This window comes from Acidovorax sp. Root219 (genome assembly GCF_001428665.1).
Lineage (GTDB): Bacteria > Pseudomonadota > Gammaproteobacteria > Burkholderiales > Burkholderiaceae_C > Acidovorax.
Genome location: NZ_LMIJ01000043.1, coordinates 1 through 12,781, shown reverse-complemented (window position 1 = coordinate 12,781; position 12,781 = coordinate 1). Strand labels below are relative to the sequence as shown.

General features: G+C 66.2%; 13 protein-coding genes. 6 read left to right on the top strand and 7 right to left on the bottom strand.

Annotated features, from left to right (window positions below):
- The 6 genes from ASE28_RS27790 to ASE28_RS27765 form a co-directional block, all read right to left on the bottom strand.
- A partial coding sequence (locus ASE28_RS27790) for an acyltransferase (RefSeq protein ID WP_082608291.1) occupies positions 1 to 863 on the bottom strand: 863 nt, incomplete at its 3' end.
- A gap of 241 nt (positions 864 to 1,104) precedes the next feature.
- On the bottom strand, positions 1,105 to 2,259 hold the full coding sequence (locus ASE28_RS27785) for a hypothetical protein (RefSeq protein WP_157412521.1): 1,155 nt from the start codon (positions 2,257 to 2,259) through the stop codon (positions 1,105 to 1,107).
- Between the two features lie 519 nt (positions 2,260 to 2,778).
- Positions 2,779 to 3,312, bottom strand: coding sequence for a hypothetical protein (locus ASE28_RS27780; protein WP_157412522.1), 534 nt, complete (start codon positions 3,310 to 3,312; stop codon positions 2,779 to 2,781).
- 80 nt (positions 3,313 to 3,392) lie between these two features.
- Positions 3,393 to 4,238: a hypothetical protein gene (locus ASE28_RS27775; RefSeq protein ID WP_235514566.1), complete on the bottom strand. Its 846-nt coding sequence runs from the start codon at positions 4,236 to 4,238 to the stop codon at positions 3,393 to 3,395.
- A 64-nt stretch (positions 4,239 to 4,302) separates the two neighbouring features.
- Positions 4,303 to 5,463 (bottom strand): hypothetical protein, encoded by a 1,161-nt coding sequence (locus ASE28_RS27770; protein ID WP_157422162.1) that lies wholly within the window; start codon positions 5,461 to 5,463, stop codon positions 4,303 to 4,305.
- A 290-nt stretch (positions 5,464 to 5,753) separates the two neighbouring features.
- The gene (locus tag ASE28_RS27765; RefSeq protein WP_057269355.1) at positions 5,754 to 6,227 is read right to left on the bottom strand and encodes a helix-turn-helix domain-containing protein; all 474 of its coding nucleotides are present in this window, start codon (positions 6,225 to 6,227) and stop codon (positions 5,754 to 5,756) included.
- A gap of 198 nt (positions 6,228 to 6,425) precedes the next feature.
- On the opposite strand from ASE28_RS27765, the gene ASE28_RS27760 reads away from it, so the two are divergent.
- The 6 genes from ASE28_RS27760 to ASE28_RS27735 all read left to right on the top strand — a co-directional run bounded on the left by ASE28_RS27760 (position 6,426) and on the right by ASE28_RS27735 (position 10,989).
- Positions 6,426 to 7,181 carry an SDR family NAD(P)-dependent oxidoreductase gene (locus tag ASE28_RS27760; RefSeq protein WP_057269351.1) on the top strand — a complete coding sequence of 252 codons (756 nt, stop codon included), beginning with the start codon at positions 6,426 to 6,428 and terminating at the stop codon, positions 7,179 to 7,181.
- Complete coding sequence (locus ASE28_RS27755; protein ID WP_057269350.1) at positions 7,181 to 7,813, top strand: 2-hydroxychromene-2-carboxylate isomerase; 633 nt, start codon at positions 7,181 to 7,183, stop codon at positions 7,811 to 7,813. Before ASE28_RS27760 ends, ASE28_RS27755 begins: the two co-directional genes overlap by 1 nt.
- Before the next feature lie 125 nt (positions 7,814 to 7,938).
- Positions 7,939 to 8,673 (top strand): YoaK family protein, encoded by a 735-nt coding sequence (locus ASE28_RS27750; protein ID WP_057202836.1) that lies wholly within the window; start codon positions 7,939 to 7,941, stop codon positions 8,671 to 8,673.
- Between the two features lie 194 nt (positions 8,674 to 8,867).
- Positions 8,868 to 9,479 carry a LemA family protein gene (locus ASE28_RS27745; protein WP_057202837.1) on the top strand — a complete coding sequence of 204 codons (612 nt, stop codon included), beginning with the start codon at positions 8,868 to 8,870 and terminating at the stop codon, positions 9,477 to 9,479.
- Between the two features lie 11 nt (positions 9,480 to 9,490).
- A complete protein-coding gene (locus ASE28_RS27740; protein WP_057269354.1) occupies positions 9,491 to 10,456 on the top strand; it encodes a YgcG family protein in 966 nt (321 codons plus the stop codon).
- A gap of 2 nt (positions 10,457 to 10,458) precedes the next feature.
- Entirely contained in the window at positions 10,459 to 10,989 is a 531-nt protein-coding gene (locus ASE28_RS27735; RefSeq protein WP_057269353.1) for a TPM domain-containing protein, read from the top strand.
- A 529-nt stretch (positions 10,990 to 11,518) separates the two neighbouring features.
- Here ASE28_RS27735 and ASE28_RS27730 read toward each other — a convergent pair.
- Positions 11,519 to 12,562: a phosphotransferase gene (locus tag ASE28_RS27730; protein ID WP_162262286.1), complete on the bottom strand. Its 1,044-nt coding sequence runs from the start codon at positions 12,560 to 12,562 to the stop codon at positions 11,519 to 11,521.
- Positions 12,563 to 12,781 lie beyond the last annotated feature (219 nt).

The window sequence follows — 12,781 nt, the reverse complement described above, 5'->3', positions numbered from 1 at the left end:
ACCAGCGCGTCCTGAACAGGCGGCAGCTTGAGAAATAGGATGAAAACGCCCGCCAAGCCCACTGCGGCGAGTGGCTGCGGCGCAAAGCCAACGAACCCCTGCCACGGTGACCACAGCACGATAAGCAGCAGCGTTGCAGGCCACAGGATGCCGCTGGGGATGCGCCGGAGCACCCGCTCGTACCGGTAGATCACCGTGCCCAGCACGAAGAAGTACAGATAGCCCACGATGTTGGACTTGATCAGCGCGAGCTGCAGCGCAGGTGAGAACTCCACGCCCACGCTACGTGCTTGGCCAAGGTACAGGAAATCCAGCGCGCCGGCGTTGGCCGCCTTGATCCAGCCGATGGACAGCAGCGTGGAGAGGGCCAGCACACCGAGCCAGAAATGCCGCCAGCGCAGTCGGTGTGCCACCACAGCCAAGATGCCCACGATGCCATACCAAAAAAGCTCTACCGTGAGTGTCCAACCTACATGCACACGATCCAAAAACAGGCTGCTCATTACGGACAGCTGCTGCAGGTTCAGCAGGTTCAATAGGAAATGAGGGTATTCGTTGAGCATCAACTGGCGGAACTCCGGCACCAACGCCATCTCGATGAGCACGATGCCCCCCAGGGCGACCCAGTACACCGGGAAGATGCGAAAGAACCGTGCTTTGGCATAGTCGCCCAGGCTGTTGCGCTCGGCGCTCTGGATGATGAGGTAGCCCGAGATCAGGAAGAACAGCTGCACGCCAATACCACCGCCGTGCCGACCGAACAGCGGCACCGCAATGCCGGAGTAAATCGAGAAGTGGTGCAGGGCGACCGAAAGGATGGCGCAGGCCCGCAGGACGTCGATGTTGTTGTCGTGTTGTACCAATTGGAGTGCTCTTCAATACGTGAAGAATTCCTGCTTTAAGGAAGTGGCTTCTTCGAGCCAACGAGGTGTGCGAACGTCCGGCTGTAGCAGGCTGTGGCCATGATCGCTGTGGACCGGTGGGGAGCGAAGCGCAAGCAGCTCTGTGGAAAGCGCAGGTGCAGCCACAGCGTCCGCGGGCGGGCACCTGCCGGGCAGAGTGCGCCCGCCGGGCTGGCCCCCGCCGAGCCTTATCCCAGGCGCCTCAGTTGGGCGACTTCAAATAGCAAACTTTCGCCTGGATGGACTCGTCCGTGTCCTGCTCCACACTGGCGATGGTCGGGTAGTCCTTGACGGGGTCGGGCTGGTTGAACGTCTTGCGCGGCAGCAGGCACAGGTAGGGGCCCTTGCGCGCCCACACCACACGTTTGGTGCCCGTGCTGCTGGTCTGCGTGCCCCAGAAGGCGGTGAGAGCGCCGCGGGTTTCCTGGCGGTCGAACGCGACGCTTACCGCCGGCTGGCCGGTCAACGCCTCGCTGCCGGGGCTGCAGAACTGGCCCCACCTGGTTACCGATCCCTGGGTAGCGATTGCACGCAAATCTCCTTCACGCACAATGTTCAAATACTCGCGCGTGCTGACGTCGAAGCCCGAGGAGCAATACTCGGAAGCCCAGGCGCCCTCGGGCGCGGCCAGGGGCAGGCCGGTGCAGGTGACCTGCACAGAGCGCACGTCGCTGCTGCTGCCCACCGTGCCGCTGGCGTTGGCCACGCTGCAGGTCTGGCCGGCCGGCTGCGTCTGCACCTGCACCGCGTAGGTGGCGCCGCTGGCGACCGGCGTGTTGAAGAAAAAGCGCCCATCGGCCTTGACGGTCAGGTTGTCGCCCTGGTTGTTCTGCAGCACCAGCGGGCTGCGCGGCACCAGGCCCGTGACCACGCCGCTCAGGTTGCGGGTGCCAGCGGGCAGGCTCGCGCAGCTCACGGACACGTCGGTCATATTGGCCTCGTTCACCACCTGCCTTGGCTGCGCCACGCTGCAGCGCTGGCCCTCGGGGTGCGAGGCAATGGTGACGACTGCAATGCTGAACCTCTCGAAGCGGCGCCCCATCACGAAGCTGCCGTTGGAGGCAACGGTCAGGTCGTCTGCGCCCTGCACCTGCAGTACCAGGTTGCGCCCCTCGCCCAGGCCTGCGACGGTACCTCCCACGGTGTAGCCGGTGACGGGCGGCGTGACGGGCGGCGGGGTCACCGGCTCCGCATCGCCATCACCGCCACCACATGCCACCAATAGCACCAGCGGCAGTGCCGCCAGCGCCAGGCGGGCCGCAGGTGCGCGGCCACTGCGGGGGGGCTGTTGCCGCTGGCGCGGGGCGCGCGAAGGGCTGGGCAATTGGGGCGGGGTGGTGGTAGTCGTCACTGGCATGGTTGAAACCCTCTCGGTTCAAATGATAAAAAAGACAGCCCACCTTGTGCAGCGCGCGCAGCGGTGCGGTGCTGTGCTGTGCGCACGTAACGGGGGTAAACCAATCTTTGTCGAACAGCGGTGATCCGTCTGTGTCGGGTGTCACAAAGGTAGCGCGCGCACCCATTTGGGTGAGGCTGGGCGATGGGTGGGGCAGGCCCGTGCGGCGGCCGTGGTGTGTACGATCTTCGGGCGACTCTTTTCGGGGCCGCCCCCTGCGGTGCCATGAGGCGGTTACGGCGATACCCGTCGTCCACACCCTTCTCATCCAGCCACCACCGAGATAACCATGGCGCACTGAATCCCCCACTTGTCGCTGCAGGGCGTTTCAACGCGCGATGGTTTCGCCGGCCATTTACTGACCTTGGCTCGCGGTGCCGACCCCGATGTGCAGCAGGGCCGAAATACGCATGTGCTTTGTGCGCGATGCGAAACAGGTGCGGGCGCAACTGGCGCGGTCGGTGCGGTGCGTGCCTGCGGCTAAGCAGGGATGCCGTTGTTCACGAGGTAGCCCCCGGTGAAGCGCGGGTCGTCGGTCACCTCGCAGGTGGCGAAGTCCGGCCCCGGGAACGCGGCCAGCTGTTCTGGGGTGTCGAACTCGGCCTCGGCCAGCAGCAGCCCCGCGAGTTCGCCCAGGAACTCGTCGACGACCATGAAGACGCCGTCCACCGGCACGAGCCGGTGCCGCAGCTTTCTGATGCGGCGCCCCGGCAGGGAGGTGGCGAGCACGGCAAATTCTTCCTCGGGCAGGTAGATGGAGGTGATCAGCCGGGTGTGGATGTCCACGTCCCCCTTGCGCGTAAGCCGCAGCATGGGGGCACCACCGCCGACCGGGCGCGCCTCCCGCAACCGCAGCCGCGCGCCGGTCACATAGAGGTCGGTGATCGCCTCCGTGCGGTGAATGCGTTCGCGCGGCACCTCGCTGCACAGCCAGCGCCGTTCGCGTTCGATGGCCATGTAGTGCTGCTTGGGGAAGCCCAGGCGTTCTGCGGTCTCTTGGTCGATGCGGTTCACCTGCTTGCGCTCCTCGTTGCGCCCTGTGTGGTGGGGCAGAGTGCCAGCGTAACCCAAAGGGTCAGCATGCACTTGCCACGCTATCGGGCCAGCCTGACGATTCCATAGGGGTTGAACTTGAAATCGTCATCCTCGTACGATGAAGCGAATGCAAGAGTAGCGCGGCGCTGCTTGACCACCTCTGCAACGCCGCGCTGCGCCATCTCGTCGGCCACGGCATCCATCAGAGCCACCCCTTGCAGCTCCGTTCCCAGCGACTGCGGCACGTACACCTCTGGCAAGCCGACCAGGTGAAAGCCGACACTCTCCAGGTAGCCCGCATCCGACAGCGGGCGCTTGGCGAATGCAAGCCGGCCAATGCGGCGCTGTGCCTGCAGGTCATCGGCCTTGATGGCCTCGGAGCCCTGGCGGACAAGCGCCTTCCACCGATCGAGCCCGTGCGCGATGCCGGCGCTCTCGCCCTTCACGGCGACGGCCCCGGCATCGATCAGGTGGCCCACCAGCAGCAGTGCGCCCATGGAGACCTGGACGGCATTCTGCCGGTTCATGCGCGGCCCCAGCACATAGAGCACGGACCGGTGGCTGGCGACGGACTTTTCGTCCGCCGCGCTCCACGCGTTGGCTGCAACCCGATCACGGCTCACTGCGAAAGACTTCGGCATGCGCTCGTCAGGCTCGGGCGTGGAATAGGTATCGTCCACACTGAACCCGGTCGCGAACTCACGCACTGCACCCGTCACGGCTTGCTTGAGCTGCGACTGGTTGGCACTTTTACCGAGGAAGCACAGAACGTGGCGCGGCTGCACCGCCGGTTCGCCCGCCGGTACTGCAGCCTTGCCGCCGGGCGGGCCCGCGTCGGCCTTCTGGGCCGAAGCCACCCTCAAGCCCATGGCGGCGGCCATCCCGGCTGCAAGCAAACGGCGCATGGTGTTCAAAGCCCTGTCCTCATGTGTTGAGGCGGTTGCATGCGCCGCTGAGGCACGGCGCGCGTCACAGCCCTCCTCCGATGACCACGGTGGACGTATTGCCCTGCGGGGGGTAGCTGCGCAACTGCATGTGGACATCGGGGGTGCCGACCCCACCGTATTCGGCCACCAGCAACTGGCCATCGGCCGCGGCCACCATGTTGCGTGCACTGCACAGGCTACCAGGCCCAGAGTTCGTGGCGCCGCAAGGCAACGGGGTACGGACCAGCGTGGTGACGCTTCCATCGCTGGCAACACGGCGGATGGAAATATCCTGATTGCGGGAATCGCGGTCCTGAACGTACAGGCGATCCAGCCGGTCAAACGTGATGGCCTGGGCGCTGGCAAACCTTGCGACAGAGGCCGCACCGTCCACGACGCTTCTGTCGATCCCTGCGGTGCCTGACACCACGGTGGCAGCGCCGTTGGCGGCGTACTTGCGGATCACATGGTCGTTGGGGTCTGCTGCGTAGAGGGTTCCCTCAGAATCGGTTGCCAGCAGTACGTTAGAGGAGTACAGATAGGGGCCTTCGTTGAAAGCCTGCTGCAGGTATTGGCTGGTCGCGCTGACGAAGGTACTCACGGTGCCGTCCGCCGTGATCTTGCGGATGCGACCTGACGTGTTGGGGCCGGAGGGGTTGGTGGGACCACTTCTCTGCGACACATACACCGTGCCCGCCTTGTCCACGGCGACGCTGGAGGGGCTGCACAGCGTGGCCGCGGTGCCCACGCCATCCTGGATGCCGCATACCCCTGCCTGGCCTGCCAGGGTTGTGACGGCCCCTGTGGCGCTGATCTTGAGCACCAGGTGGGTTCCGGAGTCCGCCACATAGGTGTTGCCGGCCGCGTCCACGGCCACGCCAGCGGGGTTGGAGATCCGCGCGTCCGTCTCGGCAGACGCCAGGGTGCTGACTTGCTGGTAGTTGGCGGTTAGTTTGCGGATCAGCTTGTTGCCGGTATCTGCAATGACCACTTCACCCGAAGGTGCCAGGGCCAGCCCCCCCACCGTCACGCTCAGGCGCGTGGTGCTGGCGGGGGTAGCCTGGCCAGTGGCTGGCGGCGGTGGAGCGGGTGGCTCGACCGGGTCATCGGAGCCGCCGCCGCAGGCGGTGAGCAGGGGGACCACCAATGCGACCAGCAGGCCGACGCGTTGCAGTGATCGATGGTGCAGTGAAATGACTGGCATGGACGAAGCTCCCTCAAAAATGGACAGGTGTTCTTGTGCGCAAGGCCGCAACTCTAGGTGGGGTCACCCGCAAATGCCGTAACGATTTGTGGTGGCCGGGCACGCAGCTTTGTGACCCGTACCATTGCAGCAGAGCGTTCGTCGGGTGTCTGTGATCGAACGCACTTGCAGGCGAAAAACGCATCCCGCCCGAGCTTTCCGGCGCCATCCTGAGGGTCGAAAAAAATGTCTGCGTGCCGCACGTTCCCGCGCCAGCGAAGCCAGTGCCAGCCAGCAGGCGTTCGATCTTGTCAGCGGTGCGTGTGGCCCGCGTCCTGCGCGCCGGGGCCGGCCTCCACCGTGACCTCGCGCGCAGACAGCGCGGCCCTGCACTCGGAGCACACGGTCACAGGATCAAACAGGTGCCCGCACCCCGAGTGCCGATGCAGCAGGGGGCGGCCGGCCTTGCCTGCCATGTGGATGTCGCCCCAGTGGACGATGGCCATCAGCACCGGGTGAAGGTCCAGGCCCTTGGGCGTGAGGCGGTAGTCGTAGCGCGTGGGCGTTTGCTGGTAGGCCACTTTTTTCAGGACCTTAGCCTCGACCAGCTTGTGCAGCCGGTCCACCAGCATGGGCCGCGATATGGCCAGCCGCTCCTGAAACTCCTCGAAGCGCTTCACCCCGAGAAAGCACTCGCGCAGCACGAGCAGCGTCCAGCGGTCGCCGATCACCGATACGGTTCGCGCCACCGAGCAGGGCTCGGCCTCCAGTTCTGTCCACTTCATGTCGGGCATTCTACGGTTGACGGGTTCAGTTTTCAAACGTACTATTTTTGTGAGTTCAAAAAATAAACGGACAAGGAGACCCGATGCACATCACAGATTCCGATCCCCTGGCCTGCGCGCGCCTTGCACACGCAGCGATCCCGGCCGCCGCCGCTGCAACCAAGCTGCGCCAACACCGACCCACCAAGGAGGCATGCCATGGGCAATGAACCCCAACCCGTCGTTGCGAGGAACAAGACGGTCGCCGTGATCGGCGCGGGCGACTACATCGGCGCGGCCATCGTGCGCCGCTTTGCCGCCGGCGGCTACACCGTGGTGGCCGGCCGGCGCAATGGCGACAAGCTGGCGCCGCTGGTGGAGGAGATTGCTGCCCAGGGAGGCCGGTGCATCGGTAGGTCTCTGGATGCCCGCAAGGAAGAGGACGTCACCGCCTTCCTGGCCGAGGCCGAACAGATTGCGCCGCTGGCGGTGTGCGTTTTCAACGTGGGCGCGAACGTGAACTACCCGCTGGTCGACACCACCGAGCGGGTGTTCCGCAAGGTCTGGGAGATGGCCTGCTACGCAGGCTTTCTGAGCACGCGCGAGGCGGCGCGCCTCATGCTCCCGCGCAAGGAGGGGTGCATTTTGCTGACCGGGGCCACCGCCGGCTTGCGTGGCGGGCCCGGGTATGCCGCGTTCGCTGCCGCGAAGTTTGGCCTGCGCGCGGTGGCGCAAAGCGCTGCGCGTGAACTGGGGCCTGCCAACATCCACGTGGCCCACCTCGTGATCGATGCCGGCGTGGACACCGAGTGGGTGCGTGCCCGGCGCAAGGAGCGCGATGGCACCGATACCTTCGAGCCCGACCAGCTCATGCGGCCCGAGTCCATTGCCCAGACCTACTGGGACCTGCACCTGCAGCCGCGCGATGCCTGGACCCATGAGATGGACCTGCGTCCGTTTGGGGAGAAGTGGTGATGGTGGCTGTCCAACCCGAGTTCCTGTTCGATTTTGGCAGCCCCAATGCCTACCTGTGCCACAAGGTGCTGCCCGCCATCGAGCAGCGCACCGGCACGCGGTTCGTGTACGTCCCCGTGCTGCTGGGCGGGCTTTTCAAGCTCACCAACAACCGCTCCCCCGCAGAGGCGTTCGCCCACATTCCCCACAAGCTGGCCTACGACCGGCTGGAGATGGAGCGGTTCAGGGCGCGGCATGGGCTGCAGGCGTATCGGCACAACCCGCACTTCCCGGTGAACACCCTGAAGATCATGCGCGGCGCGTGCGCGGCGCAGCAGCTGGGCGTGCTGCCCGCCTACGTGGAGGCGGTGTATGCGGCGATGTGGGAGCACGGGCGCAACATGGCCGACGACGCCGAGATCGCACAGGTGCTCGGCGCCGCTCACCTGGACGTGGCGGCCCTGCTGGCCGCCTCGCAAGACCCGGCCGTCAAGGCGCAACTGATGGCCAACACCCAGCGCGCATGCGATGCCGGTGCCTTTGGGTCGCCCAGCTTTCTGGTCGGCGATGCACTCTTCTTCGGCAAGGAGCGGCTGCCGGATGTCGAGGAAGAGATTGTTGCCCGCCAGCAGGGCAGGGGGCCCGCCCCCTGAGGCCCCGCAGGCGCTGAATGCCTGAGTGATTCAGTGCCAGCCAGCCCGCCCGATTGCTCCTGCCCCGGAGGTGTTCCAATCGAATACCGCCAAGCATGGTTTTATGCAGAAGGACACAGGAGCTGATGCCGACCAACTACGCCCGATTTCTGGTGGGCAGCCACCGCACTGCGGCGTCCAACCGCCAGCTGGGCTGGTTCCTGGCCTTTGTGGCCGGGGCCATCAATGCCGGGGGCTTTCTGGCGGTGCAGCAGTACACCTCGCACGTCACCGGAATGGTGTCGGCGGTGGCCGACAACCTGGCGCTGGGCCAGCTCGGGCTGGTGGTGGATGGCATCGTGGCCGTGCTGTCGTTTCTGCTCGGTGCGATGTGCTGCGCCATTCTGGTCAACTTTGCCCGGCGCAAGGCGATGGCGAGCGAGTACGCCCTTCCCTTGTTGCTGGAGTCGGTGCTCATCCTTTGCTTCGGCCTGCTCGGGGCCCGCCTGGCGTCGTTCGAGGGGCTGCTGCTGCCCTTCACGGTGGTGCTGCTGTGCTTCATCATGGGCCTGCAGAATGCGGTGGTGACCAAGCTGTCGGGCGCCGTGATCCGCACCACGCACATGACCGGCATCGTGACCGACCTGGGCATCGAGCTGGGCAAGCTGCTGTACTGGAACGCCGACCGCAGCGCCGCAAACCCGGTGCGTGCAGACCGCGACCGCATGAAGGTGCTGGGCGGGCTGTTCCTTGCATTTCTGCTGGGCGGCATATCGGGTGCCTTCGGGTTCAAGGCGTTCGGCTACGGCTTCACGATCCCGGTCGCGGTGCTGCTGGCCGTTGTTTCGCTGGTGCCGGCGTGGGATGACTTCAGGCGGTGATGGGCTAGCCGCTCCAAGGCCCGCGCCATGGACAAGGCGATGTCGTTCGCGCACAAGTTCAGGTCGAGGTGCAGCACGTGATGTCGCTGTGGTGTCCACAGGGCTGGGAATAGCCCCGCTCCTACACGCCGCCGCGTGAGAATGGCCTATGTTCGATTCGCCGCCGGGCGCTGTCTTGCCCACGGCCTACGAACATGATCCAACGCTTCACTGCCATCCTTGCCACCCTGGTTGCCGCCCTGGCACTCACGGGCTGCGGCTACAACGACTTTCAGCGCCTGGACGAGCAGTCCAAGGCCGCGTGGAGCGAGGTGCTCAACCAGTACCAGCGCCGCGCAGAGCTGGTGCCCAACATCGTGGCCAGCGTGAAGGGCGAGGCCAATTTCGAGCAGGAGACGCTGACCCGCGTGGTGCAGGCGCGCGCCCAGGCCACCGCGATACAGGTGACACCCGAGACCCTCAACGACCCCGAGGCCATGCGCAAGTTCCAGGCGGCGCAGGGCGAGCTGTCGAGTGCGCTGTCGCGCTTGATCGCGGTGTCCGAGCGCTACCCTACCTTGCAGGCGAACCAGGGCTTTCGCGACCTGCGTGTGACGCTGGAGGGCACCGAGAACCGCATCGCCGTGGCGCGCAACCGCTACATCGACACCGTGCAGCAGTACAACACCCTGGCGCGCAGCTTTCCCACCAACATCACGGCCAAGGTGTTCAGCTACGCCCCCAAGCCGCCGATGGCCGTGCCCAACGAGGCCCAGATCTCGACCCCGCCCACGGTGGACTTCTCCACCACCCCCAAGAAGCCGTGAGCTGCGGGCCCATGCCGCACGCCAAGCCCTTCTGGCGTCGCCTTGCCGTCGCCGCCACGCTGCTGCTGGGGGCGCTCTGCGCCGGGGCCCAGTCGCCAGTACAGCCCGTGCCGGCCCTCACCGGTCATGTGGTGGATGGCACAGGCACGCTCAGCCCCGCGCAGCACCAGGCCCTCGAAGCGCAACTGGCCGCGCTGGAGACCGGCCAGGGCAGCCAGGTGGTGTTGCTGATGGTGCCCACCACCGCGCCCGAGGACATTGCCGCCTACGCCAACCGCGTGGCCAACCAGTGGAAGATCGGGCGCCGCGACGTGGGCGACGGTGTGCTGGTGCTGGTGGCCAAGGACGACCGCAAGATGCGCATCGAAGTGGCCAAGGCGCTCGAAGGCGCCATCCCCGACATCGCGGCGGCGCGCATCATCGACGGCACCCTGCAACCGCGCTTTCGCGCGGGTGACTTTGCTGGCGGGCTGCAGGCTGCTGTCACGCAATTGGGTGCCCTGATTGCGCGCGAGCCGCTGCCTGAACCTTCAGCGCCACAGTCACAGCAAGCGCCGGGCCAAGGCATCGGTTCGGGCTTTGGCTGGGGCGAGGCCGCCATGGTGCTGGTGATGGGCGTGCTGGTCGGCGGGCCGATTGCGCGCTCGATGTTCGGCAGCGCATTCGGCTCGGTCGTCACGGGCGGTGCGGCGGGCGTGGGCGCCTTTGTGCTCACGTCCAGCGCGCTGCTGGCCGGGCTGGCCGGTGTGGCGGGTCTGCTGTTCACGCTGCTGGCCGGCGCAGGCCGGCGCACCACCATGCGACAGGGCGGCTCCGGCGGCCCCTGGGGCGGTGGACTCGGTGGGCTTGGAGGCCTTGGAGGTCTTGGCGGTGGCGGCTTCGGAGGTGGCGGCGGCTCGCGCGGTGGATCGGGCGGCGGCTTCAGCTCGGGCGGCGGTGGCAACTTCGGCGGGGGCGGTGCCTCCGGGGGGTGGTAGCCATGGCCCTGTCCCTTTCCCGGTCCTTGCGCGCGTTGCGGCGCCTGGCCATGCACCGCTGGCAGGAGGGCGATGTGCGCCGGGCCCTGCCCGACGACGCACTGGCCCGGCTGTCGGCGCGCGTGGCGGCCAGCGAACAGCTGCACACCGGGCAGATCCGCATCTGCGCCGAAGGCGCGCTGCCCTGGAGCTACCTGCACCGCGGCGCCACCGCCCGCGAACGTGCGCTCATGCTGTTCAGCAAGCTGCGCGTGTGGGACACCGAACACAACAACGGCGTGCTGATCTACCTGCTGGTGCCCGAGCACGCCATCGAGATCGTTGCCGACCGTGGCCTGGCGCGCAGCGTGGCGCCGGGCGAGTGGCAGGCGCTGGTGTCCCAACTGGCGGTGCACCTGCGCGAAGGCCGCTACGAAGAAGGCCTGGCGCAGGCGGTGGACGCGGTGTCGGCCAGGCAGGCGGCGCATTTCCCCAGGCTGGGCACAGGCACCGCTTACGCCAACGAGTTGCCTGATGCGCCGGTGGTTCGGTGAGTGATCATTTGATTGGTCGGCGCCTGCGCGCCTGGGTGCCGGGGCGGGAGGGTAGGGCGCTGGCCGGGGATTCTCTACCCACGGGATGTCGCTGCGATCACGCGCGGGGATGGCACGGTGGTGGAGCCGTTGGGTTGGTGGCAGATGGGTTTGTGTATGCGTGCGGAAGTCTGCCTCGTGCTGCAGTCTTGCTGCTTCCTGGCCATGATGGCTCCGTGCTCTTCTGCACTCAAGTACTCGTATTCGCTTGTCATACAGCGCTTCTCCACAAGTCAGGGGAGTGTTGCGCTTGGAGCTTGAGACCGCCCAGCGCCAGCACTATCGCATCAAGAGTTTGATGCCCGGAGACGTGCAGCTGGCATTTGCAGGCAAACCATTGTGATCGGCTGATACCGTAGAGTGGCTGCTTTCCCAAACGCCGACAGCGGCTCCCGGCCTGTAGTTGCCACTGCAGCAGTGGCTGCTTCAACCCCAACTCAGCAACGCCCTTCGCCATTGGGCCCGCCGATTGATTCAGTCATTCAGTCACTCACTCCAGCAAATCCAGGCAGCCCAGATCCTCCACCGCATGCGCCACCCGGGTGAGCTGGGGCCACCAGACGAAGGCCGACATGCCCCGCGCAAACCTCGCCATTGGTGTGCGCAGGTGCAGCAGCACCGCCAGGCGATAGTCCTGCTGAAACGCCGAGCGCGAATAGCCCGCCACCCCTTGGGCGGTGAGCACTGCGTGGTAGCGGTCGAGCAGCGGCATTTCAAAGCGCTGGCGCACGGCGCGGTCCCACTGCAGGGCCATCATGTAGGCCAGGTCCCAGACACCGGTGCCCACATGCCAGCCATCCCAGTCGATGAGCTTGGCGACCCCGGTTGCGCTGTCGCGTGGAACCATCCAGTTCCAGACGTGGGCATCGCCGTGGACCAGGGTCTTGTGCTGGAATTGGTTGGCCCGCTCGATGAGCGCTGGCAGCCCGGGCAGGAACTGCGCGTAGGTATCCCGCGTGCGCTCATCCAGCGCATCGCCGGCCTGCGCAAACAGGCGCTCGCAGGCGCCTGGCAGCCATTCCGATGCCTGAAGCCGGCTCCAGAGCGTGGGGCCCATGCCAGGCACGGTGCCCTGATCGCCACCGGTCCAGCCAATGGCATGGAACCGCGCCAGCGCTTCGACAATGAGGGTGCAGCGTTCGAACGTGGGCGGCAAGGGCTCGTCGCTGGGCTGCTGGTGCGACTCCGACAGGTCCTCCATCAGCAGCCAGGTGCGGCCCGTGGGTTCGTCCACGCCCCCGGCGTAAAACCGGGGGATGACCGGGCTGTTCAGCTGCCTGGCGATGGTCTCGTAGAACGGCAGCTCCGGCTGCCCAAACCCGGGGTGTGACACCTTCAACACAGCCCGCGTCGGGGCGCCTGTGGGGTGGCTCCATGCCAAGGTCACTCCGGTCAGATCGGAAAGGTAGCCCGAAGCACCGATGCGATAGGGCACGGCGCTGAGCAGCGATGCACCGCTGGAATCCTGGTGCCGGGCCATGTGCTCCCCCAGCAACGAGGGGGCCAGCAAACGCTCCAAAATCGAACTGTCCAAATCGGCTCCTTGGGGGATCTGCATTTTCAACGACCGCTGCGGGCCCGACACCCACGTTCAGCGCTCGGTCGCGTTGCCCTTTTTGCCCGTGATGGCAGAGACAACTACCTCGATCGCGAGGGCCAGCACGATGACGACACCGGCAGCCTCTGCATGCATAGGAGCCTGTCGGACTTGGAAATCGTCGGCTGCAAATCGGCCACAGCGGTCCATTTTTCA

Excerpts from the sequence above, each read along its gene's own strand:
- ASE28_RS27770 (WP_157422162.1), bottom strand. The coding sequence starts at position 5,463 with ATGCCAGTCATTTCACTGCACCATCGATCACTGCAACGCGTCGGCCTG.
- ASE28_RS27745 (WP_057202837.1), top strand. The coding sequence starts at position 8,868 with ATGATCCAACGCTTCACTGCCATCCTTGCCACCCTGGTTGCCGCCCTG.
- ASE28_RS27735 (WP_057269353.1), top strand. The coding sequence starts at position 10,459 with ATGGCCCTGTCCCTTTCCCGGTCCTTGCGCGCGTTGCGGCGCCTGGCC.
- ASE28_RS27785 (WP_157412521.1), bottom strand. The coding sequence starts at position 2,259 with ATGCCAGTGACGACTACCACCACCCCGCCCCAATTGCCCAGCCCTTCG.
- ASE28_RS27775 (WP_235514566.1), bottom strand. The coding sequence starts at position 4,238 with ATGCGCCGTTTGCTTGCAGCCGGGATGGCCGCCGCCATGGGCTTGAGG.
- ASE28_RS27760 (WP_057269351.1), top strand. The coding sequence starts at position 6,426 with ATGGGCAATGAACCCCAACCCGTCGTTGCGAGGAACAAGACGGTCGCC.
- ASE28_RS27740 (WP_057269354.1), top strand. The coding sequence starts at position 9,491 with ATGCCGCACGCCAAGCCCTTCTGGCGTCGCCTTGCCGTCGCCGCCACG.
- ASE28_RS27755 (WP_057269350.1), top strand. The coding sequence starts at position 7,181 with ATGGTGGCTGTCCAACCCGAGTTCCTGTTCGATTTTGGCAGCCCCAAT.
- ASE28_RS27750 (WP_057202836.1), top strand. The coding sequence starts at position 7,939 with ATGCCGACCAACTACGCCCGATTTCTGGTGGGCAGCCACCGCACTGCG.
- ASE28_RS27765 (WP_057269355.1), bottom strand. The coding sequence starts at position 6,227 with ATGAAGTGGACAGAACTGGAGGCCGAGCCCTGCTCGGTGGCGCGAACC.